We start from the raw sequence: 23,892 nt of genomic DNA, 5'->3' as shown, positions 1-23,892 counted from the left end.
TAGTATTCGATGACAACAGATATCATAGAAATAAACAACTTCGTCGTTTTAATAGAGCAATCAAATGCTGATAAAACGATTATCGAAAAATGTGAAATCGATGGAGACGCTGTTGGTTTTGCTTTCTATGGTTCAGGAAATGTCGAATTAGAAATTACGTATGAAAATAATAGTATAATTATAAACAATACTACAGGAATTGCAATTTCATTTTTTGGAAACAGCAAAGTCGGATTTGCTCATAAAATTTCGCCTAATAAACCATTGCAATCTATTAGCGTATTTATGAAGATAAAAAATCTTAATATGCTGCCAGAACGTGAAAGCGAAATCTTCTCTGAGTATTTACAACAACTCCTTAATCCCGAAGCCAATTTTGTAGAAGGTCCAAGTTTTTATATGTCACCCGATATGCAAAATGCAGTTCAAAAAATATTTAATACCCAATACAAAGGAGACACAAGATTGATGTTTCTTAAAAGCCAGATAACCGAATTACTGGCACATTTCTTTGCACATCTTGCTACCGAAAAAGAAAAAACTACCAACAAAATTGACCGTGATAAACTCTTTCATGCAAAAGAAATTATGACCCAAAATATTGCTACTCCACCCTCATTAAGTGAGTTATCTAAGCAAATTGGTCTTAACAACAACAAACTCAAAAAGAATTTTAAAGAACTTTTTGGTATTCCTGTATTTAAATACCTTCAGGAACAACGACTAAATAAAGCGCATGAATTATTAAGCAATACCGACAAGAACATTCAGGAAACTGCATGGTTTGTGGGATATGAAAGTTTAAGTTCTTTCTCGAATGCTTTCCATAAAAAATTTGGAGTACGCCCAAGCGAACTAAAAAAATAATTCTTTTCGAACAAACTTTAATCCTTTTAAAACAAACAACTGATAATCAATAGTTCTAATTTTATTTTGTTAACTAAACATCATAATCATGGAACCATTTATTATCGACACAAAAACTATTGTTTTATTATTTACCACATTATTAACCGGACTTCTGGCTGGGATCTTTTTTACTTGGTCTAATGCTATAACTCCAGGTATTGGCAGGCTTGATGATATTAATTATCTAAGAGCTTTCCAGAACATGAACCGTACTATTGTAAACCCATTATTCTTAGTGATAATTATGGGGCCAGTATTTTTATCTTTTGCTACAGCTTATCTTTATAAATCCAATCATCCTTATATTTTCTGGTTATTACTAATTGCAGCAATACTATATTTTGTAGGCGTATTTCTGGTAACAATTATGGGGAATATTCCGCTAAATAATCTTTTAGACAAAACTGACTTAACCAATATCTCTCTGGAAAATGCCAGAAGTTTAAGAGATCAATTTGAACTTAAATGGAATAATCTGCATTTGGTTCGAACTATAACATCTGCACTATCATTCTTCTTATTAATTATAGTGTGTTTGTTTAGAAATAGTAACTTTTAATATTAAAATGAAATGAAAAAAATGAGAGCAATTTTAGTTGGAGCGTTAATCTGGCTATTAATATTTAGTACTTTCGGTGTATTAAGTTATCTTCCAAACATTAAAGATTCTGCATTACAACAATTCTTAGTTGTTGCACCATTGGTAATTCCATTTACAATTCTTGGTGCTTTTATTTTCTATAAAAACGGAAATAAAACCAACGGATTCATACTTGGTTTAATTATAGTTACAACTGCTTTAACACTAGATGTACTCATAACTGTACCTTTTACCATAATCCCAAATCAGGGAAATTATCATAGTTTTTTTACTAGTAAATTCCTCTGGATTCTTGTTGCAGAGGTGGTTACTATTGCATACTTTTATTGGAAATTAAAGATTAAAACCAAATTACAAAACATATAATTAGTTTTTAAATCAGTACAAACAATATAAAGTTTAAACAAAATATGCAAACATTAGGGCTTATTGGCGGAATTAGTTGGGTATCTACAGTCGATTATTACAAACTTATTAATGAAGGAATAAATGAAAAATTGGGCGGATTAAACTTTTCTCAATGTATTATTTATTCATTTAATTATGAAGACATCAAAAAAAATAATGATAATAATGATTGGGAGAAAACTTTTCAGATGCTATATGAAGCATGCAAACATTTAAAATCTTCGGGAGCAACGGCAATTGTATTATGTGCCAACACTATGCATCATATTGCCGATAGACTTGAAAAAGAAATCGGAATCCCACTAATTCATATTGCCACAGTAACAGCCGAAGAAATCGAAAAAACCGGACTAAAAAAAGTAGGATTACTGGGAACTAAATTTACAATGGAACTTGATTTTTTCAAATCTAAACTTACTGATAGAGGTATCGAAACAATTATTCCTGATGATGAAGACAGAGAGTTTGTACATATGACAGTTTTTGAAGAATTAGGAAAAGGAATTGTCACTGAAAAAACCAAAAAACGATACTTGGAAATTATTGATAAATTGATAAAAAACGGAGCCGAAGGAATCATACTTGGTTGCACCGAAATTCCGCTTGTTATAAAACCCGAAGATGTAACCATCCCAACATTTGATACTGTATTATTACACTCGAGAGCTGCAGTAGCATTTTCATTAAATACATAAAGTTTATCATATAAAGCAGCATAAATAAATGATTAAATAATAAATAATCAAGATGAATATAATCTGTAAGAACTGTAATCAGCATTTTAAAGGGCATTATTGTAGTAATTGCGGACAGCCAGCCGATACTCACAAACTCGATTTTCATTTTCTGATGCATGAAATCCAACACGGATTAATTCATTTTGATAAAGGTATTTTATACTCCGCCAAACAACTTTTTACGCGTCCCGGAAATACCATAAGAGAGTTTATAGAAGGAAAACGAATTAAACATTTTAAACCACTTTCCTTAGTAATTATTCTCGCAACTCTTTATGGAGTTCTTTATCATTACTTTCATATCAACCTAATTGCAGATGCTCCCACAGATAGTGAGACACTATCGATAATTAATCCCAAAGCAGCAAATGAATGGGTCGCGACTCATTTTTCATGGATAACATTAGCAACAATACCATTTTACTCATTAGGAACATATATCGCATTTAGAAAACAAGGATACAACTATATCGAATATTTTATACTCAACACCTTTAAAGCCTCGCAACGACTCTTTGTACATATTGCTTTATTTCCGTTGCTTTATTATTATAATGGAACTCCCAATATAAAAACCATAACCCAAATTCTATATGTTATAGATATCATATTAATTTATTGGACAAATGTTCAATTTTTTAATAAACTCACTAAAACCAAAGCTTTTCTATTATCTGTATTGAGTCACGTAATATTCCTTGTTAGCTCTGTGTTAATTTTATCCATAATTATCACAATTTTAAACAAATTACACAATTAATAATCATATTATTTGTTTAACATTTAAATATTTAACAACCTAAACAAACTTTAAAACAATTCTTAATGAAAGTACTTCTGAAATTTATGTTTCTCTTCCTAATCGTTCTCAACACATCAGCACAACAAGCAAATGGTACAAAACCCGAAGATTCCAAATCACTTTATGATATACAGGATGATGTTTTAATTAAAACCAGAGATGGAGCATTAATTTCCGCAATTATAGTCCGCAAAAAAGGAATAACAACACCACAACCCGTTATTTTACAATTTACAATTTATGTACGCGATCGAGATATTAAAGGTTTAAAAGAAGCCGCAGATAATGGTTATGTTGGAGTTATGGCATACTCCAGAGGGAAAAGATTAAGTCCCAACGAAATATTTCCGTACGAGCATGATGGCAAAGATACCTATGATGTTATCGACTGGACAAGCAAGCAATCATGGTGCAATGGAAAAATCGGAATGTTTGGCGGTAGCTATAACGGTTTTACACAATGGGCATCGGCTAAAAAATTGCATCCTGCACTTAAAACAATCGTCCCTTATGTTGCCAACAGACCAGGAATGGGATTACCAATGGAAAATAGCGTATTTATAAATCCTAATTACGAATGGGCATTTTATGTAACCAATAATAAAACCTTAGATACAGTTGTTGGAGACGACAGAAAACGTTTCCGAACCATGCAGGACAAATGGTGGGATTCGGGTACTGCTTATCGCAAAATTGACAGCATTGATGGCACACCAAATAAATATTTACAAAAATGGTTATTACATCCTGGTTATGATAAATATTGGCAAGATATGGTTCCGTATAAAGATGAATTTGCCCAAATAAACATCCCTATTTTATCTATCGATGGTTATTATAACGATTCCCAAATATCTAGTTTATACTATTTAAGAGAACACGTTAAATACAATAAAAATGCTGAGCATTATCTTGTTATCGGACCTTATGGACATTTTGGTGCTCAAAAAGGTGGAGACCCTACCATAAATGACTATAAAGTAGATCCTATAGCAATTTTTAATACCAAAAAACTAACCTACGAATGGTTTAACTACATTCTTAAAGGTGGTCCTAAACCTGCCGTTTTAAAAGATAAAATAAACTATGAAGTAATGGGTGCTAATGAATGGAGACATGCACCATCATTAGAAAAAATGAGTAATGGTTTTCTTAAACTATATTTAACCAATACCAAATCGAAAGATAAGTATCTGTTATCAGATAAAAAACCCACCAAATCTGGGTTCTTACCTCAGGAAGTAGATTTTGCCAACAGAGAAATTAGTAATAATGACTATTACCCAGATCCAATAATTCGTAAAGAACTCGATACTATAAATGGCTATTTTTTTATAAGCGAACCTCTTGATAAACCTATTTTGGTTAATGGTGCTTTTGAAGGCGAAATAAAAGCGCTTATCAACAAAAAAGATATGGATTTAGGTGTGGTATTATATGAATTGATGCCTAATGGCGAATACTTTCACTTATCCTATTTTTTAGGCAGAGCCAGTTATGCAAAAGATATTACAACCAGAAACCTTCTTGTTCCTAACAAAATAGAATCTATCCCATTTACAAATACCAGATTAGTAAGCAAGCAATTAAGCAAAGGAAGCCGTTTGGTTGTGGTAATAAATGTAAATAAAAATGCTTTCGCCCAACTAAATTATGGAACTGGTAAAGACGTAAGCGATGAAACCATTAAAGATGCCAAAGAACCTCTAAAAATAAAATGGTATAACGATAGTTTTGTCAAAATTCCAATCTGGAAAGATTAGGGAATATAACCTCTATTTGCTGCCATAGATAATCTATAAATGGGACGTGGATAAAACGGATTTACAAAAGTAAAGACGCAGATTAAAACAGATTAAAAAAATAGAAAAAAATCCGTTTTTATCCGCGTTTTCGCCTTAGCGAATCCGTTTTATCCGCGTCCCTTTTTTTAATCAGGGATTCAAAAAACTTTGCGCCCTTTGCGGTTAATTTCTCTACCACAGTTTATTGTTTTTAACTAAATAAAAACTTTAATTTTCTTAACTTCGTTTGCTACATAAAAACGCTGAAAATTATGGCATGGAATCCCGAAAAATACAACGAGTTTAAAACACTTCGATACAAACCTTTCTTTGATTTGATTGCCCATATTCAGGATAAACCAAATATGACCGTTATCGATTTAGGTTGCGGAACCGGAGAGTTAACCAATATGCTATCCGAAAAGCTAACCAATCCTTCAGTAAAAGGCATCGATTCCTCGAAAGAAATGCTGGAGAAAGCCAAAGAATTTACTTCGATGCAATTTGATCAAAAAACCATCGAAGAACAAATTAATACGGGAGAAAAATGGGATTTAGTTTTTGCAAATGCATCCATTCAATGGGTTGATAATCACGAAGAATTATTTCCTAAAATTATATCATTATTAAATCCCGATGGACAATTAGCAATCCAAATGCCTTGTCAGAACGAGAATTTACTCAATCAGATTGTAATCGAATTAGTGCAGGAAGAACCATATAAAAGCGCATTGAATAATTGGAAACGACTTTCTCCTGTTCTTACAATGGACGATTATGCCCAGATTTTATTCGAAAATGGCGGTACAGATATGGTTATTTACCAAAAGGTATATCCTATGATAGCCAACTCGCATGACGAATTATATGAGTTTATTTCGGGTTCAACATTAGTTCCCTATTTCGAGAGATTAGAAGGTGCAGTTAAAGAACAATTCATCAAAGAATTTAAAAAGAGAATAGAAAAAAGGTTTAGTAAAACGCCATCATTATACGCGTTTAAAAGAATCCTTTTATACGCAAAATTCTAAAAACATAACTAGAAAAAATATCGATATGAGTAGTAATCCAAAATCTGTTGAAGCCCAAATGCTGATAAGAAAACCAGCTGCAATTGTTTTTAATGCTTTTATAGACCCGAATGTAACCAAGAGCTTTTGGTTTACAAAAGGAAGTGATAAACTGGCTGTAGGCAAAAATATAATCTGGGAATGGGAAATGTACAAAGTATCAACTACCGTTTTTGTAAAAGAAATTATCGAAAACGAGAAGATAACTATCGAATGGAACGAACCTAAAACAACTGTTGATTTTGAATTCAGAAAAATAACCGACGATACAACTTATGTGATTATCAAAAATTATGGTTTTGATAAAGAAGGCGACGAACTTTTAAACACAATCAAAGATTCTACAGGCGGATTTACCACTGTTCTAGACGGGCTAAAAGCCTATTTAGAACATAACATCAACCTGAATCTTATAGCCGATAAATTTCTTAAAGAAGCGTTTAATACATAAAAAAAGAGCGAAAAAATTAATCGCAAAGATCACAATGATTTACGCAAAGGTCGCAAAGCATAAAAAATCCATGTAATCCTTTTATCCCGATAGCTATCGGGAGTGGCAGAAAAATTAACCGCAAAGGGCGCAATCCCGACGCTTCGGGATCGTGTTTTCGCCTTAGCAAATCCGTTTCATCCACGTTCCTTTTTATAGATAACCTGCAAAAAACACATTATTAATTCATATCAACAAAATGAGCTTAGAAAACAATTATATAGAAGTTAATAAACAATCTTGGAACAGTCGGGTTGAGTCACATCTTACATCTGACTTTTATGATTTAGAAGGTTTCCTAAAAGGAAACACTTCATTAAATAGTATCGAATTAGAATTACTTGGTGATGTAAAAGGAAAATCAATCCTGCATTTGCAATGTCATTTTGGTCAGGACACAATTTCTTTGGCAAGACTTGGCGCAAATGTTACGGGAGTCGATTTGTCTGACAAAGCAATAGATAGCGCCAACAAACTTGCGCAAGAAGCTGATGCTGAAGCTACATTTATATGTTGTGATATTTATGATTTACCAAACCATTTAAACCAGAAATTCGATATCGTATTTGCAAGTTACGGAGCAATCCCGTGGTTGCCAGACCTTGATAAATGGGCAAAATTAATTTCTGATTTTCTTAAGCCGAATGGGAAATTAGTCTTTGCCGAATTTCATCCAGTAGTTTGGATGTTCGATGATAATTTTGAAAAAGTAGGATATAATTATTTTAATTCGGGAGCAATAATAGAAACCCAAGAAGGAACCTACGCAGATAGAGAAGCTCCAATAGAACTAGAGTACGTATGTTGGAATCATAGTATGAGCGAAGTTGTAAATAGTCTAATAAAAAACGGACTAGAACTAAATGCCCTAAATGAATATGATTACTCGCCATATAATTGCTTTAATAACACAATCGAGTTTGAACCAAAAAAATACAGAATAAAACATTTGGACAATAAAATTCCAATGGTATATTCGATAGTTGCCACAAAAAAGTAGTAGACCAAAAAATATAACTCATCACATTATGCAAACAACAATTGGATTAATTCTAGTAACCATCTTTCTATTCCTGGCAGGAATTCATATTTATTGGGGATTTGGTGGGAAATGGGGAAATGATGCCGCTATACCAACAACCGCAAACAATGAAAAAGTTATCAATCCGAAACTAAAAGAATGTATGGTAGTTGCAATTGCCTTACTGAGTCTTTCGGTTTTAGTTTTAATAAAATCAGAAATAATAGTCTTTAGTTTGCCTAATTGGTTACAAGAATATGGACTTTGGATTATTTCGATATTGTTTATTGTGAGAGCAATTGGCGAATTCAAATACGTTGGATTTTTTAAAAAAGTCAAAACCACAAAATTTGCACAAATGGATACCAAATACTTCTCACCATTATGCTTATTTATTTCGATTTTAGCAACAACATTAGCATTAACAGCATAATTTTTTGTGCTACTTTTACATAGAATAACATTATAAATTGAAATCAAAAACCATGGAATTAATTACTATCGAAGAGTTTTTTATTATCGGATTATCGATAAGAACTACCAATGAAAATGAACAATCTGCAACGGATATTCCAGCGCTTTGGAACAAATTTATGTCTGAAAATACAATCGAAAATATTCCAAATAAAATAGATAGCTCAATCTATGCTGTTTACACCGAATATGAAAAGGATTATACAAAACCATACACAACAATTTTAGGCTGTAAAGTTTCAAGTTTAGAGAATATCCCAGCCGGAATGATTGGAAAAACCATTGCAAAAGAAACCTACAAACAATTTACAGCCAAAGGAAAATTAGCCGACGGTGTTGTAATCCAGAAATGGATAGAAATTTGGAATACTGATCTTAACAGAAAATATACTGCCGATTTTGAGATATACGGAGAAAAAGCATCTAATCCGGAAAATGCCGAAGTGCCTATTTTTATAGCTATTTAGTGAATTTACTCATATCAGTTAATTTCAAAAAAATGCTTTAATTTTCTAGATTCTCTCGCAAAGTCGCAAAGACGCCAAGTTAAAATTTAGCTTTCTTTGCGACTTAGCGTCTTTACGAGAATTTATAACTACAACACTTATATAAACAATAATGCAACCAAAACTAATTGAACACATAAAAAAGTACGTCGAATTAAACGATGAACAAACCCAATTAGTTTTGGCTAATATGAAGCCAATTACCCTAAAAAAGAAAAGTTATTTACTAGAAGAAGGACAAATATGTTCTTCGCTTTATTTTGTAGAAAAAGGGTGTTTACGTTTCTTTTTTATCAATGATAAAGGAACAGAACAGATCACACAATTTGCAATCGAAAACTGGTGGATTGCCGATTATATGAGTTTTGATACACAATCGCCATCACAGTTTTACATTCAGGCAATCGAAAATACCGAAGTTTATGTATTTGATTATCACAATCAGGAAAAAGTTTTTAGCCAATTACCTCAACTAGAACGCTACTTCCGACTTGTTTTGCATAGAGCTTATTCGGCTGCCCAATTGCGAATGAAGTATTTATACGACTTTACAAAAGAAGAAAGTTACCAGCATTTTATTACCAGATTTCCTGAATTTGTGCAACGAATTCCGCAATATATGCTAGCATCTTACTTAAATCTTACTCCGGAATATCTAAGCGAGATAAGAAAAAACGTACTTTAATCTCATTTCTTAAACCAGCTTAAGATTTTTCATGGTTCCTATAAATATCTTTGCTTAATAATTAAAAACAAAGAAATCATGAGCAAGAGAATTAAAATCGCACACACTCAACCAACTGCTGTTAAACCATTATTGGATTTGAATACCTATTTAGACTCAACTCCTTTAACCCACACACATCACGAATTAATAAAAATTAGAACATCACAAATAAATGGTTGTGCTTATTGTATCGATTTGCATACAAAAGATGCCCGAAAATATGGCGAAACTGAACAACGTATTTATTTATTGAATGCTTGGAGAGAAGTTGATTTTTACTCTGAAGAAGAAAGAGCAATTTTGGCTTTGACCGAAGAAATTACATTAATAAGTAATGGAGGAGTTTCAGACGAAACCTATCAAAAAGCAGCTAGTTTATTTGATGAAAACTATTTATCAAATATTATAATGGCGATTATTACAATAAATGCCTGGAACAGAATTGGGGTTACAACCGAAATGAAACCAGCTTTAACTCGTTAAAAATTAAAGGTTCCAACCATTAAGATATTAAGTTTTAATTCTTAATTTACTTAATCTCTTAATGGTTTGACAAAAACATCCTTTCTTTCTTATTTAACTGATTTTTCCTACTCGTTGTTGTTAAAACCCTTATTTTAAGATAATCAAAAAATTATAATCAATACTTTTTACATTATTATTTTATTGCCAAATTATTAATATTAAATACAAATTTTAATAAATACGCAACATTAACAATTTTTCTTTTAATTTCATTGCGTTATTCAATTATCTTTGTGATAATAAAATTATAGTATAATGGAAGAATGTATATCGGTATTTGATATGCTTAAGATTGGTGTAGGACCATCAAGTTCACACACCCTTGGACCTTGGCGTGCAGCAGAACGTTTTCTTGCTGAATTAAAAAGTGAAAATCTGTTTTCTCAAATCACTCGTGTCAAAGTCGATTTGTATGGTTCTCTTTCTTTAACAGGAAAAGGTCATGCTACAGATTTGGCAGTTATGTTAGGATTAAGCGGTCAGGATCCCGAATATATTCCTATAAACGACATTGCAGGAATTATCAAATCTATCGAAGAAACCAATACAATTATACTTGGAAACGAGATAACCATTCCGTTTTTCTTTTTACAAGACATTGTTTTCAATAAAGAATTCTTGCCTTTTCATGCCAATGGTTTAAAATTTACGGCTTACGCCAAAGATGATTCCGAATACGAATCTATCTTCTACTCTATTGGTGGTGGATTTGTGGTAAAAGAAGAACGTGAAAATGCTAAAATAAAATCGGAGATAAAATGTGCATTTCCGTTTCCTATACAAAACGCAGCAGAACTTTTAGAATATACCATTACTCAAAACAAATCCATTTCGGAGATTGTTTATGAGAATGAAAAATCGATGCGTTCTGAAGAATTCATTAATAACGAATTAATGCGTATTTGGAACACCATGCTCGAATGTATGTATATCGGTTGCCATTCTGAAGGAATACTTCCAGGCGGACTAAATGTACGTCGTAGAGCATTTGATATGCACCAAAACCTCATCGGTTTATCTAATTATAATTCTCCACAAACGTGGCTAGAAGAAATAAGAAAAACTGAGGTTAAATTTCGTCAAATCCTAAAATGGGTAAGTTGTTTTGCACTTGCCGTAAATGAGGTAAATGCTGCTTTAGGACGTGTAGTTACTGCCCCGACCAATGGTAGTGCTGGTGTAATTCCTGCCGTTTTAATGTATTATTTGGTAATTGAAAACCATGACGCAGGCGAAAAAGAAATCAAACAATTCCTGATGGTTGCTGGCGAGATAGGAAGTATCTTTAAGAAAGGATCTACAATTTCTGCCGCAATGGGTGGTTGTCAAGCCGAAATAGGTGTTTCGTCATCTATGGCAGCAGCAGCACTTTGCGAATTAATGGGCGGAACTCCTGCTCAGGTTTTAATGGCTGCCGAAATCGCTATGGAACATCACTTAGGATTAACCTGCGACCCAATTGGTGGATTAGTACAAATACCTTGTATAGAAAGAAATACAATGGGAGCTATAAAAGCCATCAATGCAGCCGAATTAGCACTAGAAACAGACTCTAAAAATGCAAAAGTGCCTCTCGATAAAGTAATCGATACGATGTGGCAAACAGCAAAAGATATGAACTCTAAATACAAAGAAACCTCCGAAGGAGGATTAGCAATTGCCGTGAATATGGCGGATTGCTAGTATTCAGTCGCAGTTTTCAGTTTTAGTTTACAGTCACAGTATTCAGTATTCAATAAAAAAAGTGTTCAGTTGCAGTCGCAGTTTTAAAAAACTACAGATTGTACTGAACACTTTTTTTAATTATACCTTTACAATTATCAAAACTGTAAACTGTCACTGGTACTAAAAACTGAGACTGAATACTGCAACTGAATACTGAAAAACTTACGCTTTAAGCAGTTTAAACCAGAACGAACTTCCTAATCCCAACTCGCTTTCTACGCCAATTGTTCCGTTTTGTGCTTCGATAAATTCTTTACTGATAGATAAACCAAGTCCAGTTCCTGATTTATGACTTCCCGGAATCTGGAAAAACTTATCAAATACTTTGGATTTATAATGGCTATCGATTCCTTTACCAGTATCGACTACTGCAAAAACAATCTGATTTTTTTCTTTTTTCAGTTTAACTGTAATACTACTTTTTTCATAAGAGTATCTAATAGCATTCGTTAAAAAATTAATCATCACCCAAGTTGTTTTCTCCGAGTCTGCTTTTATATCTGCAAGATTAGGTTCGCTTTCAACAATCAATTCAATTTGCTTTTGCTCAGCTTGTACTTTCACAGCTTCAAGAGCATAATCTATAATTTTATACGGACTACATTGTCCAATATCTAGCTTAATATTACCTGTTTCCAGTTGTGCCATATCCAGCAATTCACCCGTAATTTTCAGCAAGCGTTGGCTATCATCCTTAATACTATCTATTAATTGTTTTTGCTCCTCATTAATACTTCCTGTGTTCGGCTTTTCTAATAACTGAAGGCTTAATTTAATAGATGATATAGGCGTTTTTAATTCATGCGAAACTGTTGCAATAAAATTAGTTTTGGCAAAATCAAGCTCCTTAAACAGTGTAATATTTCGTAAAATAATTACATCGCCAATATTAATCGTTTTATCCTCACCTGTTGGCGTAATAGTAATATTAACAGTCTCTTTATCAAAATAGCTTTCTTTACCATCGGCAAAAATCTTCATCGGGTGCGCTTTCGTACTTTCGAGATCATTGATGATTAAAGATTTCATCAAATCATTTTTCAAAGCCAGCGTTGTAGCCAATTCTCCAATTACTTCCTCCGATTTCATTCCGATAATCTTCAGTGCTTCATCATTTACAAATAAAACTTTCCCCTGATTATCAAGCCCAATAATTGGGTCATGCATATTATTTATTAAAGTCTCGAGTCGTTTCTTTTCAAATGATAATTTATACAAATTACTATCATGATATTCCTCGAGTTTTTCGGCCATTGTATTAAACGATTTTGCTAAATCCCCAAATTCGTTATGATTCATAAAATGTACCCGTTCTGAATAGTTTTTATTCGCAATTTGCTTAATACTTTCGGTCAATTCCTTAATTGGATTTGCGATATTATTAGGCAAATTAATTAGCAAATTAAAAGCAATCAAAAAACAAAGTGTGCCTACAATTGCAATCGAAAAATTAGCCGTTTCGGCAGTTTGTTTGGCAATATCACTTTTCTGTTTTATGGCATTCATATTAAGTTTCATAATTGCAAAAATATCCTGACGAATCTGACTTTTAACCGCTTGATCCTCCCAGTTCTTTTCTAATTTATTAAAACTCATTTGTAAATTAGTCGTTACCTTATCTTCTCCAGCTTCAGTTACGTTGATAATTTGTTTGTCCAAATTGTTTTTAAAAAAAACAATTGCTTTATCTTCATTACCACTTATTTCATCAAGCGAAGTGAGCATATTTCTAGAATATTCCAATGTGTTATAATTGGCTTTCAAAATATTTTCGGTATCTCCTTTTATCAAAAAAATATAAAAGGCACTAACTAATGCAAGGATAATTATCATTAAAAATAATAGTCCAACGCCCAAGTTTAATTTCGTTTTAATTTTCATTTCCTATGATTTACAAAACATTTTATTTTTATCCAAGTATCTAACTTTTCTAAACAGCTTAATAAGTACTTGCATAACTTAAGTGATTAATCTTTTTTTAAACATATAAGACATTTAAGAAAATATAAGCCTATCCAAAACTGAGCTTAAACGAACTTACATAACTTATATGGTTAATCTCTTCACATCAAACAACATTAATCTTTTTTAAACATATAAGCCTTTTAAGAAAATATAAGTTTCCTAAAATACTTTAAAACTATAAAGTAACTCTCCTCAAACAACTTAAATGAACTTACATAACTTATATGGTAACTCTTTTCACGTCAAAAATCTCAAATCTTGCTTCTCTACATCTAACAACTCTCAACACCTAAGACAAAATAACAAGATCAACATTCGATAAAGAAAGACGAGTTAATAAACGTCTAAAAATCGATGTCGCCAAAATTACCTTAAAAAAATTAAAATGAGGTTTCCCAATACAAACCGTTGTAATTTCTTTTTGTTCTACAACCTTAAGCATTGTATCAGTAATATTGGTACTTTCTATTTTAATTACTTCGGCACCGAGTTGAGTCGCCAATTTAAAATTATTAATTAAGTGACGTTGTTTATCCAGCGCTATTTTATCACTGCTTTCTCTTGGTAACTGAACATACAAAACATACCAATCACTATTATAATAACTAGCCAATCGAGCCGTTTTTCTGATAATATTCTTTGCCGTTCTCTCATTACTACTTATACATGCCAATAATTTTTCGTGTCGCAGCGCCTGAGTTTTAGGAACTTCATTTTCTACTTTTCGCAACACCTGACTCGCTACTTCTTTAAGAGCCAATTCTCGCAATTGTAGAATCTGATCAGACTTAAAAAAATTATTCAGCGCAGTCTGGATTTTATCTTCCGTATAGATTTTCCCTTCTTTTAATCGGTCAATTAAATCTTCCGAAGTCAAATCGATGTTTACAACCTCATCCGCTAATCGTAACACATTATCAGGAATCCGTTCTTTAACATCAACATTTGTAATTCGTTTTACATCTTCGTTTAAACTCTCGATATGCTGAATATTAACTGCCGAAATCACGTTTATTCCAGATTCTAAAATCTCCAGAACATCTTGCCAGCGCTTTTCATTCTTACTACCTTCTATGTTTGTGTGCGCCAACTCATCTACAATAACCACTTCTGGTCGCAAATTAATTATGGCTTGCACATCCATTTCCTCCAGTTGCTTGCCTTTGTAAAAAATAGAACGACGCGGAATCACAGGCAAACCATCCAGCAATTCATGCGTTTCCTTACGATTATGCGTTTCTATGTATCCGATTTTTACATCTATTCCATTCTTTAATAATGTATGTGCTTCCTGTAGCATACGAAAAGTTTTGCCTACACCAGCACTCATGCCAATGTAGACCTTAAACTTTCCTTTACGGGATTTCTGAATTAAATCGAGAAAGTGCTTAACATTATTTTCCTTTTCGTTATCCATAATTTTATTTGCATTATGCTATAAGCAGTAAGCTTTAAGCAATACAAACTTTTAAAAAAGCTTATTGCTTAAAGCTTATAGCCTAAAGTCTAAAGAGTAATTGCCAAAGAAGTCGTTATAAATACGTTACTATCTGTTGGATCATTATTTTTCAAAAAGATATCATCTTTACTATTCAAAGTTCGTGCTTCTAATCTAAATATTACATTTTCTGCGGCTAAATAATCAAAGTTTGCCGAGAAACCATACGTTTTAAAACCGTTTGGAGTATCAGTTGCAATGATTACACCTTTTTTATCCTGATAATACTCTCCCCTTGCTGCAACCATAATTTTATTTGTTGGTTTATATTGAGCCACTACAATTGGCGAATACCAAACATCATAATCAGAACTTCCGTTAGTAGCTTGTTGCAATCCAATATCAAAACCTGCAATCAGGTTTACTTTTTCAGACACTTTAAACTGTCCGTAAAAATCATTAAAGTATCTCCATTTTCTATCCACATCCGGTTGTTCATTCCCAACATATGTACTCCAGTTTAATGTAACTGCCGAAGTTGGTTTATAAGTAACCTGTGTTCCAAAAGCCGGAGTCTGATTTCCCTCAACCTTCTGGATACGTTGCCAGCCATTTAAATACATTACTGCCAAATACCATTTTTCACTTTTAGATGTATATCCTAACTTAACACCCGCCTCATAATATGGAGAGTTCTCCGCAAGAATACTTCTGGTTAAAGTCATACAATCTTTCCCGATTGCACTTTCAAAACCAATGTGCGAAGGCATAACTCCCGCATCAACCCAAAGATTATGCTCTTTTGAGATTTTTACTCCCACATTAGCTTCATAAACATTTTTTAATAAGCCTTGTTCAGCAGCCATATTATATTCGGCATAAGTTCCAGCCATAATTGCAAAATTCCCTCGAACATTGTCTTTAGCATAATTCACTTTTGCCAAACCTAAATTCAAGTTTACCTCATTGTGTTTGTTATAATTATAAAGAAAACTTGGGCGAGTATGATTATCAGGATTTCCAAAATCATAACTGTAATAAGTATCTATATACCCCGAAAACGTAAACGGACTTTTAGATTCTTCCTGAGCATTCATTGTTGTGTATCCAAAAGCTATTAAAGCTGTAAATATTATTTTTTTCATTTTATTTTGTCATTGCGAGAAACGAAATAATCTCGTCCTCTTAATTATTCTTTTTTGTTATTAGTTTTTTTTTAGGAGCTCCCGAAGCTTCGGGACCAGCTGTCCGCTATATCTTTTTCTGTCCGCCGCGGCGGACAGAAAAAGGATACCGCTTCCATCTGGGCTAAAACACTTGGGGCAACAAGGGCTTTAGTCATCCTAACAGTCCCGACGCTTCGGGATAAAACCTGTCAGGCTGTAAAGGGCAAACTCAGATAAAACAACTACAAGTCTATCTATATTTTATCCCAAAATTTTCATACACACAAGGCACTAGAAACCTTGCCAACAGGTTTTTATCCCGAAATTTCGGGACTGTTGGGTTTAGTATTAATCATCATATTTACAAGTATTTTTGTTATCCTAACAGGTTTCCAAAACCTGTTAGGTATCTAAGTACTGATTACTGAATATCATACCTACAAGGTTTTAGAAACCTTGCAGAATAAAAACTTAAGAACCTTTTTTAGAAAGTTCGTCAAGAGCAATGTTCAGTTCCAGAACATTTACCATTGCAGTTCCCATAACCTTAGGAGTATTGATTTTAGATTCAACCAAAGCCTTAACTTTATCCTCAGCTAATTTTCTTTCTTTAGCAACCCGTTTTACCTGAACCAAAGCTCCTTGAGGAGAAATATTTGGGTCTAAACCACTCCCTGAAGCAGTAACCATATCGGCAGGAATTTCAGATTTTCTTAAATAAGGATGAACAATTAAGAAAGTATCAATTCTTTTTTGAACCACTGCTAGGTAATCAGCATTACTTGGTCCTTTATTGCTTCCACCACTACCAGCAGCATTATAATCTACAGCCGAAGGGCGTCCCCAGAAATAATTAGATTTATCAAATTTCTGACCTATTTTTTGATACCCTACCACTTTACCATTAACCGAAATAGTTTCTCCCTTACCTTGGTTAGGTGCAAGCTGAGCAATACCATAAATTGCCAGAGGATAAATAACTGCAAACAGAACCACCGTAAGTAGGGTAAATTTTACTATTGAAAATATATTTTTCATTGTTTTTATTTTTTGAGTTTCTAAGAGACTAAGCTTCTAAGACACTAAGAAAAAACCTTAGAACCTTAGTATCTCAGAACCTTTTTTTAGATTACATAAATAAAGCTACTGCCAAATCAATTAATTTAATTCCGATAAAAGGAATAATCAATCCTCCTAAACCATAAATCAACAAGTTTCTTTTTAGGATTGCACTTGCTCCGATTGGTTTATAATCAACACCTCTTAACGCAAGCGGAATCAATATTGGGATAATAATCGCATTAAAAATCACAGCCGATAAAATCGCACTCTCTGGACTATGCAAATGCATAATATTCAAACCTTGCAAAGCAGGAATCGCAGTGATAAAAAGTGCAGGAACAATAGCAAAATACTTCGCTACGTCATTTGCAATAGAAAATGTTGTAAGTGTACCTCTGGTCATCAACAACTGTTTTCCAATTTCAATAATCTCAATTAACTTAGTTGGGTCATTATCTAAATCGACCATGTTTCCGGCTTCCTTAGCAGCTTGAGTTCCGCTATTCATTGCAACACCTACATCTGCTTGTGCAAGAGCCGGTGCATCATTCGTACCGTCACCCATCATTGCGACAAGTTTACCCATTTGTTGCTCATTTTTAATGTAGTTCATTTTATCCTCAGGTTTCGCTTCGGCAATAAAATCGTCAACACCAGCAGCTTCAGCAATAAACTTAGCCGTAAGAGGATTATCTCCAGTAACCATTACCGTTTTTACACCCATTTTTCTCAAACGGTCAAAACGTTCTTTCATTCCAGTTTTAATAATATCCTGCAATTCGATAACCCCTTGTACTTGGTTGTTTTTAACCACTACCAACGGCGTTCCTCCTTTAGACGAAATATCAATTACTTTTTGAGCAATATCTTCAGGGAAACTATTTCCAGCCTGAAGTGCAATATTTTTTGCCGCATCCTGAGCCCCTTTTCTAATATTAGTTCCGTCTTTTAAGACAACACCACTAGTTCTGGTTTCAGCAGTAAATTTGATTAAAGTAGCACCTTCAATAGATAAGTTTTGAGCTACAGTTGGGCCTGCCAACTCTACAATACTTTTTCCTTCAGGAGTATCATCTGCAAGAGAACTTAATACTGCAGATTCGATAAAATCTTTTTCTGTAACACCTTTAGCAGGATAAAAATTAGTTGCTTTTCTGTTACCAATAGTAATAGTTCCTGTTTTATCAAGAAGTAATACATCAATATCTCCGGCAGTTTCTACCGCTTTTCCGGATTTTGTAATTACGTTAGCACGTAACGCTCTATCCATTCCCGCAATTCCGATTGCTGAAAGTAAACCTCCAATTGTTGTTGGAATTAAACATACAAAAAGAGAGATAAAAGCAGCAATTGTTATTGGCGCATTAGCATAATCTGCAAATGGTTTTAAGGTAACACAAACAATCACGAAGATTAGAGTAAATGCTGCCAACAAAATAGTCAATGCAATTTCGTTTGGCGTTTTCTGACGGCTTGCTCCTTCAACCAAAGCAATCATTTTATCAAGAAAACTTTCGCCAGGCTCAGATGTTACGATTACTTTAATTTTATCCGACAATACTTTTGTACCTCCAGTTACCGATGATTTATCACCACCAGCTTCACGAATTACAGGAGCACTTTCTCCAGTAATCGCACTTTCATCAATAGTTGCCAAACCTTCGATGATTTCACCATCAGTTGCAATTAAATCTCCAGCTTCACAAACGAAAACATCTCCTTTTTTTAATTCCGAAGAACTAATATTTTTGATTTCTCCATTAGCTAGTATTTGTCTTGCTGGTGTTTCTTCCCGTGTTTTTCTTAAACTATCGGCTTGAGCTTTACCTCTTGCTTCGGCAATTGCTTCGGCAAAATTGGCAAACAAAAGAGTTGCTAGTAAAATTAAAAACACAATTAAATTATATGCAAAACTACCTTGATCGTTTGCTCCCATCAAAATGGAAATACAAACAGCAAACATAATGGCAGTCCCTATTTCTACGGTAAACATTACCGGATTTTTAATCATCAATTTTGGATTAAGCTTCACAAAAGATTGCACTAAGGCATCTTTTACCTGCTTACTTTCAAACAATGAATTGGATTTATTGTTAGTCATTTTCTTTTATATTATTTTAATGTAAAATATTCTGCCAATGGACCTAAAGCCAACGCTGGGAAGAATGATAAGGCGGCGATAATTGCAATTACTGCAAAAACCATTACTCCAAAAATAGAAGTGTCTGTTTTTAAAGTTCCTGCACTTTCTGGGATATATTTTTTATTAGCCAATAATCCTGCAATAGCCAATGGCCCGATTATAGGAATGAAACGACTCAATAGCAATACAATTCCTGTAGTAATATTCCAGAACGGATTATTATCTCCTAAACCTTCAAACCCAGAACCATTATTGGCTGCACTAGAAGTATATTCATATAACATTTCTGAAAATCCATGATTTCCCGGGTTGTTTAACCAACCTGTTGCATTCCCATTAAACCACCATCCCATTGCTGTATCATGTGCAGCAAAATACGAAGCCAAAGCTGTTCCTGATAATATTAATAAAGGATGAAGAATAGCAACAAAAGCAGCAATCTTAACTTCCCGAGCTTCAATTTTCTTTCCTAAAAATTCAGGTGTTCGACCAACCATTAAACCAGAAATAAATACTGCCAGAATAATGAAAACATAAAAGTTAAGAATACCAACACCACAACCACCATAAAATGCATTAACCATCATGGCAAGCAATTCCATAGCACCAGATACTGGCATCGAGCTATCATGCATACTATTAACCGAACCTGTAGAAATTACCGTTGTTGCAATACTCCAGAAACCAGAAATAGCTGGACCTAAACGAACCTCCTTGCCTTCCATTGCTCCTGTTGCCTGGGTAATTCCCATTCTTTCGATAGCTGGATTTCCGTTAATCTCACTAATAACCGTTGGGATAACCAGTAATAAGAATCCAACCGTCATAACGCCAAAAATAACGTATGATAATTTTCTTTTCTTTAGATAAAAACCTAGGGCAAAAATCATCCCAAACGGAATAATTAATTGAGCCCATAATTCGACAGCATTAGAAAAATAAGTAGGGTTTTCTAATGGATGTGCTGAGTTAGCTCCAAAAAAACCTCCACCATTTGTACCTATATGTTTTATGGCAATAAATGCTGCAGCAGGTCCGCGAGAAACCTCTACATTATCACCTTGTAAAGTAGTGATAGCATCTTTACCTTCAAAAGTCATTGGTGAACCGCTAAATACCAAAGCAGTAGCTACAATAGCAGCTAATGGTAATAAAACGCGAGTACAACTTTTGATAAAATAGTTATAAAAATTACCTAATTTATCTGTAGATCTTTCTTTCATTGCAGTAAAAACCATTGCTGCAGCAGCAAGTCCAACACCAGCCGAAACAAATTGCAAGAACATCAAGAACATTTGTGATAAATAAGACACACCACTTTCGCCCGAATAATGCTGTAAATTACAGTTTACTATAAATGAAATGGCAGTATTAAATGCCAAATCTGGACTCATCGATGGATTGTTGTCGGGGTTTAAAAATAGTGACCCTTGAAACAATAAAATAAAGAAGCAAAGAAAGAACCAAACCATGTTTATACTTAAAAGTGCTTTTAAGTGTTGCTTCCAGTTCATTTCTTCGGTGGAATTTATTCCACTGATTTTAAAAATAAGTTTTTCAATTGGATTGAAAATCGGGTCAAGTAATGTTTTATCACCCAAATAAACTTTAGCAATATATTTTCCCAAAGGAATGGCTAAAACTATCGTAATGATAAAAATACTGATGACGCCAAATAATTCTGTGTTCATAATTTTTTAAATTTTAGTAAAATGTCAGATGTGATTTGTAAAAGGAGACCGACGTATAACATCTAACATCTCACTTATAACTTTTAACATCATTAAAATTTTTCGGGTTTGATTAATACGTAAACCAAATAGCCGAAAACGGCAAGGGCAATAATAAATAATGCAGTCATGATTTAAATTTTTTCAAAAAATTCGACAGATTTAAAACAAATCGCAAAGAGCAAAACTGCCAGTGCGAGTAAAAGAATAGTGATTAACATAGGTTTTGATTTATTTAGATTATTGGATTATTATTTTTTAGACTTCGGAGAGGCAAGATTTAAAGATGAGGAGAAACAAGAGGCAAGACTAAGAGATAATAGATTTAGTCTTTTTATCTTGCGTCTATCATCTTGTTTCTATTCTCTTGGCTCTATTCTCTTGACTCTATCAGTCTTTCCTAGACACCCGACGCATTAATTTGCTTTATATATTCAGCCTTCAATGATTTTGGAAATAAATCCGAAATCGTACAATGCCGTAATTCCATGAAAGAAGAAACCGAGAAAACGTATACGTTCGAAATGGCACTTTTAGTTTCGTAACTCCCTGTAGTATATAATCGCTCGGCAAGCGCCAGACATTTTTTTGCTCTGACAATATTCCCGCTAATGATTGCTGTCTTAGTGATTTCGGCAAACCGTTCAGCTTGCTTATAAATCGTGGTGACTTGATTTTTCATAAGAATGATTTTTTTTGTTCTTCCTCCCTTATGCCAAAATACATTCCAAAAAAAAACTTTTAACCCAATACACTATAAATTAACACCTTATCAAATTTACTTAAAATTCAGGCATAAAAAAAGCCTATCAAAATGATAGGCTTTTATTGAAATGATAAGGATTTTAATTTTTTAGTTTTGAGTCCCATTGGGACAATATATTCATAGAAAAATTAGAAATTAGTAGACAAACGTTTCGTAATCAAAATATGTATCGCTCCGATGAAGCTTTTAAATTGGAATTTGGAATTTATCCCGATAACTATCAGCATTGGAATTTTAAATAATTATTGAATATTGTATTCGTCTAATTTTCGATAAAGCGTTGCAATCCCTATTTCGAGTAATCGTGCCGTTTCGGCTTTATTACCTTTAGTATAATTAAATACCTTCTGAATATGTAATTTCTCGACACTTTGCATAGAGAATGCCGACACGCTTTTATTCGTTTTAACTACTTGGTGTTGCATTTCATAAGGTAAAACATCTTGAGTTAAAACATCGCCATTTACCAGAATAACCGAGCGCTCAATAACGTTCTTTAATTCTCTAACGTTTCCTGGCCATTGGTACGATTCCATTTTTTGCATAAACCCTTCATCAATAGATAAAGCTTTCTTATTTATTTTTTCAGAAAATTGCTTTACGTAATAATGTGCCAACGGCAAAATATCCTTAACCCTTTCTCGCAAAGGCGGAATCTTGATTTCAAAAATATTCAACCTGAAATATAAATCCGAACGAAAACGGTGTTCTTCACTTTCTACTTTTAAATCTCGATTGGTAGCTGCAATTAATCTAAAATTCGATTTTCTTGGCTTCGTATCTCCAAGCTGAATGTATTCGCTTGTTTCCAGAACACGTAATAATTTAGCTTGTAGTTCTAATGGCATCTCTCCTATCTCATCCAGAAATAAAGTACCACCATTAGCCTCCTCAATATATCCTTTTTTATCTTTTATCGCTCCCGTAAAAGCACCTTGTTTGTGTCCAAACAATTCGCTTTCCAGAATTTCTTTACTAAAAGTACTGCAGTTTAAAGCCACAAACGACTTACCAACTCTATTACTGTTTTCGTGAATTGCCTGAGCAAAAACCTCTTTACCAGTTCCCGTTTCTCCCATCAAAAGCACAGTCGAATCTGTTTTAGAAACCCTTTGAGCCAAATCGATAACCTGCTCAAGCCCTTTAGATTTTCCTATAATATTATCAAATGAATATTTATCAGAGATACGCTTTTCAAGTTGTTTAACTTTCTTTTGCAATTGCACTTTTTCCAAAGCTTTGTATAAAAGCGGGATAATTTTATCATTATCATCACCTTTTACGATATAATCGAAAGCGCCATTTTTCATGGCTTGAACACCATCAGAGATTTTACCGAAAGCCGTCAGTAAGATAACTTCTGTAAACGGGAAAGCTACTTTTATTTTCTGAAGAAAATCAACACCATTTCCATCAGGAAGTTTTACATCACACAACACAGCATCAATATCATTGTGTTCTAACTTTTTGAAGCCCGATTTTAAATCTGCTGCTTCAAAAACTTCGAAACCTTCCGAGCGTATAATTCTGGCGAGAAGATGGCGTAATTTTTCTTCGTCGTCAATAATAAGAATATTTTTCAAAATGGGGATTTGTGAATTAGTTTTTCAAAATTAGTTATTTTACCCATTTGTCAATTAAATACTTCCAAATACTTTTTTAGCATAAAATAATCTACCCTTTTATTTAGGAGCTAATCCCGCTGTACACTATATCTTTTATGGCATCCCGATAGCTATCGGGACAGCCATAAAAGGATGCCGTTCCCATCAGGGCTAGAAACAAAACAGATTGCTCAGTCCCGAAAATATCAACACAACGATAGCACAGAAATACTTTCAGT

23 protein-coding genes are annotated in these 23,892 nt (G+C 33.4%); 14 read left to right on the top strand and 9 right to left on the bottom strand.

All coding sequences use genetic code 11. From position 1 onward, the window contains the following. Nucleotides 1-9: 9 nt before the first annotated feature. The 14 genes from ACJ6WR_RS18270 (at nt 10) to ACJ6WR_RS18205 (ending at nt 11,737) form a co-directional block, all read left to right on the top strand. Nucleotides 10-867, top strand: coding sequence for an AraC family transcriptional regulator (locus tag ACJ6WR_RS18270; protein WP_039116142.1), 858 nt, complete (start codon nt 10-12; stop codon nt 865-867). Nucleotides 868-955: 88 nt separating this feature from the next. Further along, on the top strand, nt 956-1,468 hold the full coding sequence (locus ACJ6WR_RS18265; RefSeq protein WP_323490840.1) for a DUF1772 domain-containing protein: 513 nt from the start codon (nt 956-958) through the stop codon (nt 1,466-1,468). Between the two features lie 12 nt (nt 1,469-1,480). Next, nucleotides 1,481-1,876, top strand: a complete 396-nt coding sequence (locus tag ACJ6WR_RS18260; RefSeq protein WP_409416055.1) for a DUF5367 family protein — start codon at nt 1,481-1,483, stop codon at nt 1,874-1,876. 44 nt (nt 1,877-1,920) lie between these two features. Further along, nucleotides 1,921-2,613 carry an aspartate/glutamate racemase family protein gene (locus tag ACJ6WR_RS18255; protein ID WP_409416054.1) on the top strand — a complete coding sequence of 231 codons (693 nt, stop codon included), beginning with the start codon at nt 1,921-1,923 and terminating at the stop codon, nt 2,611-2,613. A 52-nt stretch (nt 2,614-2,665) separates the two neighbouring features. Next, complete coding sequence (locus tag ACJ6WR_RS18250; protein ID WP_409416053.1) at nt 2,666-3,415, top strand: DUF3667 domain-containing protein; 750 nt, start codon at nt 2,666-2,668, stop codon at nt 3,413-3,415. A 65-nt stretch (nt 3,416-3,480) separates the two neighbouring features. Next, entirely contained in the window at nt 3,481-5,220 is a 1,740-nt protein-coding gene (locus tag ACJ6WR_RS18245; protein ID WP_409416052.1) for a CocE/NonD family hydrolase, read from the top strand. A 293-nt stretch (nt 5,221-5,513) separates the two neighbouring features. Beyond that, on the top strand, nt 5,514-6,272 hold the full coding sequence (locus tag ACJ6WR_RS18240) for a methyltransferase domain-containing protein (RefSeq protein ID WP_409416051.1): 759 nt from the start codon (nt 5,514-5,516) through the stop codon (nt 6,270-6,272). Nucleotides 6,273-6,297: 25 nt separating this feature from the next. Then, complete coding sequence (locus tag ACJ6WR_RS18235; protein WP_409416050.1) at nt 6,298-6,762, top strand: SRPBCC family protein; 465 nt, start codon at nt 6,298-6,300, stop codon at nt 6,760-6,762. Between the two features lie 238 nt (nt 6,763-7,000). After that, nucleotides 7,001-7,801: a class I SAM-dependent methyltransferase gene (locus ACJ6WR_RS18230; protein ID WP_409416049.1), complete on the top strand. Its 801-nt coding sequence runs from the start codon at nt 7,001-7,003 to the stop codon at nt 7,799-7,801. 28 nt (nt 7,802-7,829) lie between these two features. Continuing rightward, entirely contained in the window at nt 7,830-8,255 is a 426-nt protein-coding gene (locus tag ACJ6WR_RS18225; protein WP_409416048.1) for a DUF3995 domain-containing protein, read from the top strand. A gap of 52 nt (nt 8,256-8,307) precedes the next feature. Further along, entirely contained in the window at nt 8,308-8,763 is a 456-nt protein-coding gene (locus tag ACJ6WR_RS18220; protein WP_409416047.1) for a GyrI-like domain-containing protein, read from the top strand. Nucleotides 8,764-8,914: 151 nt separating this feature from the next. Continuing rightward, nucleotides 8,915-9,487, top strand: a complete 573-nt coding sequence (locus ACJ6WR_RS18215; protein WP_039117214.1) for a Crp/Fnr family transcriptional regulator — start codon at nt 8,915-8,917, stop codon at nt 9,485-9,487. Between the two features lie 78 nt (nt 9,488-9,565). Continuing rightward, complete coding sequence (locus tag ACJ6WR_RS18210) at nt 9,566-10,012, top strand: carboxymuconolactone decarboxylase family protein (RefSeq protein WP_323490850.1); 447 nt, start codon at nt 9,566-9,568, stop codon at nt 10,010-10,012. A 297-nt stretch (nt 10,013-10,309) separates the two neighbouring features. Next, nucleotides 10,310-11,737 (top strand): L-serine ammonia-lyase, encoded by a 1,428-nt coding sequence (locus ACJ6WR_RS18205; RefSeq protein ID WP_086894021.1) that lies wholly within the window; start codon nt 10,310-10,312, stop codon nt 11,735-11,737. A 204-nt stretch (nt 11,738-11,941) separates the two neighbouring features. Here ACJ6WR_RS18205 and ACJ6WR_RS18200 read toward each other — a convergent pair whose 3' ends face one another. From ACJ6WR_RS18200 to ACJ6WR_RS18160, 9 genes are all read right to left on the bottom strand, one after another. After that, nucleotides 11,942-13,660 carry an ATP-binding protein gene (locus ACJ6WR_RS18200; protein ID WP_409416046.1) on the bottom strand — a complete coding sequence of 573 codons (1,719 nt, stop codon included), beginning with the start codon at nt 13,658-13,660 and terminating at the stop codon, nt 11,942-11,944. 373 nt (nt 13,661-14,033) lie between these two features. Next, nucleotides 14,034-15,161, bottom strand: coding sequence for a histidine kinase (locus tag ACJ6WR_RS18195; RefSeq protein WP_039116163.1), 1,128 nt, complete (start codon nt 15,159-15,161; stop codon nt 14,034-14,036). An 89-nt stretch (nt 15,162-15,250) separates the two neighbouring features. Continuing rightward, a complete protein-coding gene (locus ACJ6WR_RS18190; RefSeq protein ID WP_409416045.1) occupies nt 15,251-16,327 on the bottom strand; it encodes a porin in 1,077 nt (358 codons plus the stop codon). A 492-nt stretch (nt 16,328-16,819) separates the two neighbouring features. Beyond that, nucleotides 16,820-17,386, bottom strand: coding sequence for a K(+)-transporting ATPase subunit C (locus tag ACJ6WR_RS18185; protein WP_039116165.1), 567 nt, complete (start codon nt 17,384-17,386; stop codon nt 16,820-16,822). Between the two features lie 91 nt (nt 17,387-17,477). Further along, nucleotides 17,478-19,511 (bottom strand): potassium-transporting ATPase subunit KdpB, encoded by a 2,034-nt coding sequence (gene kdpB, locus ACJ6WR_RS18180; RefSeq protein WP_409416044.1) that lies wholly within the window; start codon nt 19,509-19,511, stop codon nt 17,478-17,480. 11 nt (nt 19,512-19,522) lie between these two features. Continuing rightward, nucleotides 19,523-21,244, bottom strand: coding sequence for a potassium-transporting ATPase subunit KdpA (kdpA, locus tag ACJ6WR_RS18175; protein WP_409416043.1), 1,722 nt, complete (start codon nt 21,242-21,244; stop codon nt 19,523-19,525). Between the two features lie 92 nt (nt 21,245-21,336). After that, nucleotides 21,337-21,414, bottom strand: coding sequence for a K(+)-transporting ATPase subunit F (gene kdpF / locus ACJ6WR_RS18170; RefSeq protein WP_016362011.1), 78 nt, complete (start codon nt 21,412-21,414; stop codon nt 21,337-21,339). A 269-nt stretch (nt 21,415-21,683) separates the two neighbouring features. Continuing rightward, a complete protein-coding gene (locus tag ACJ6WR_RS18165) occupies nt 21,684-21,965 on the bottom strand; it encodes a hypothetical protein (RefSeq protein WP_035626556.1) in 282 nt (93 codons plus the stop codon). A 326-nt stretch (nt 21,966-22,291) separates the two neighbouring features. After that, entirely contained in the window at nt 22,292-23,635 is a 1,344-nt protein-coding gene (locus ACJ6WR_RS18160; RefSeq protein WP_409417937.1) for a sigma-54-dependent transcriptional regulator, read from the bottom strand. Nucleotides 23,636-23,892: the final 257 nt, after the last annotated feature.

The sequence above is a fragment of the Flavobacterium sp. PS2 genome (assembly GCF_046250155.1).
Lineage (GTDB): Bacteria > Bacteroidota > Bacteroidia > Flavobacteriales > Flavobacteriaceae > Flavobacterium.
This window is presented reverse-complemented; position numbering and strand designations above follow the sequence as displayed.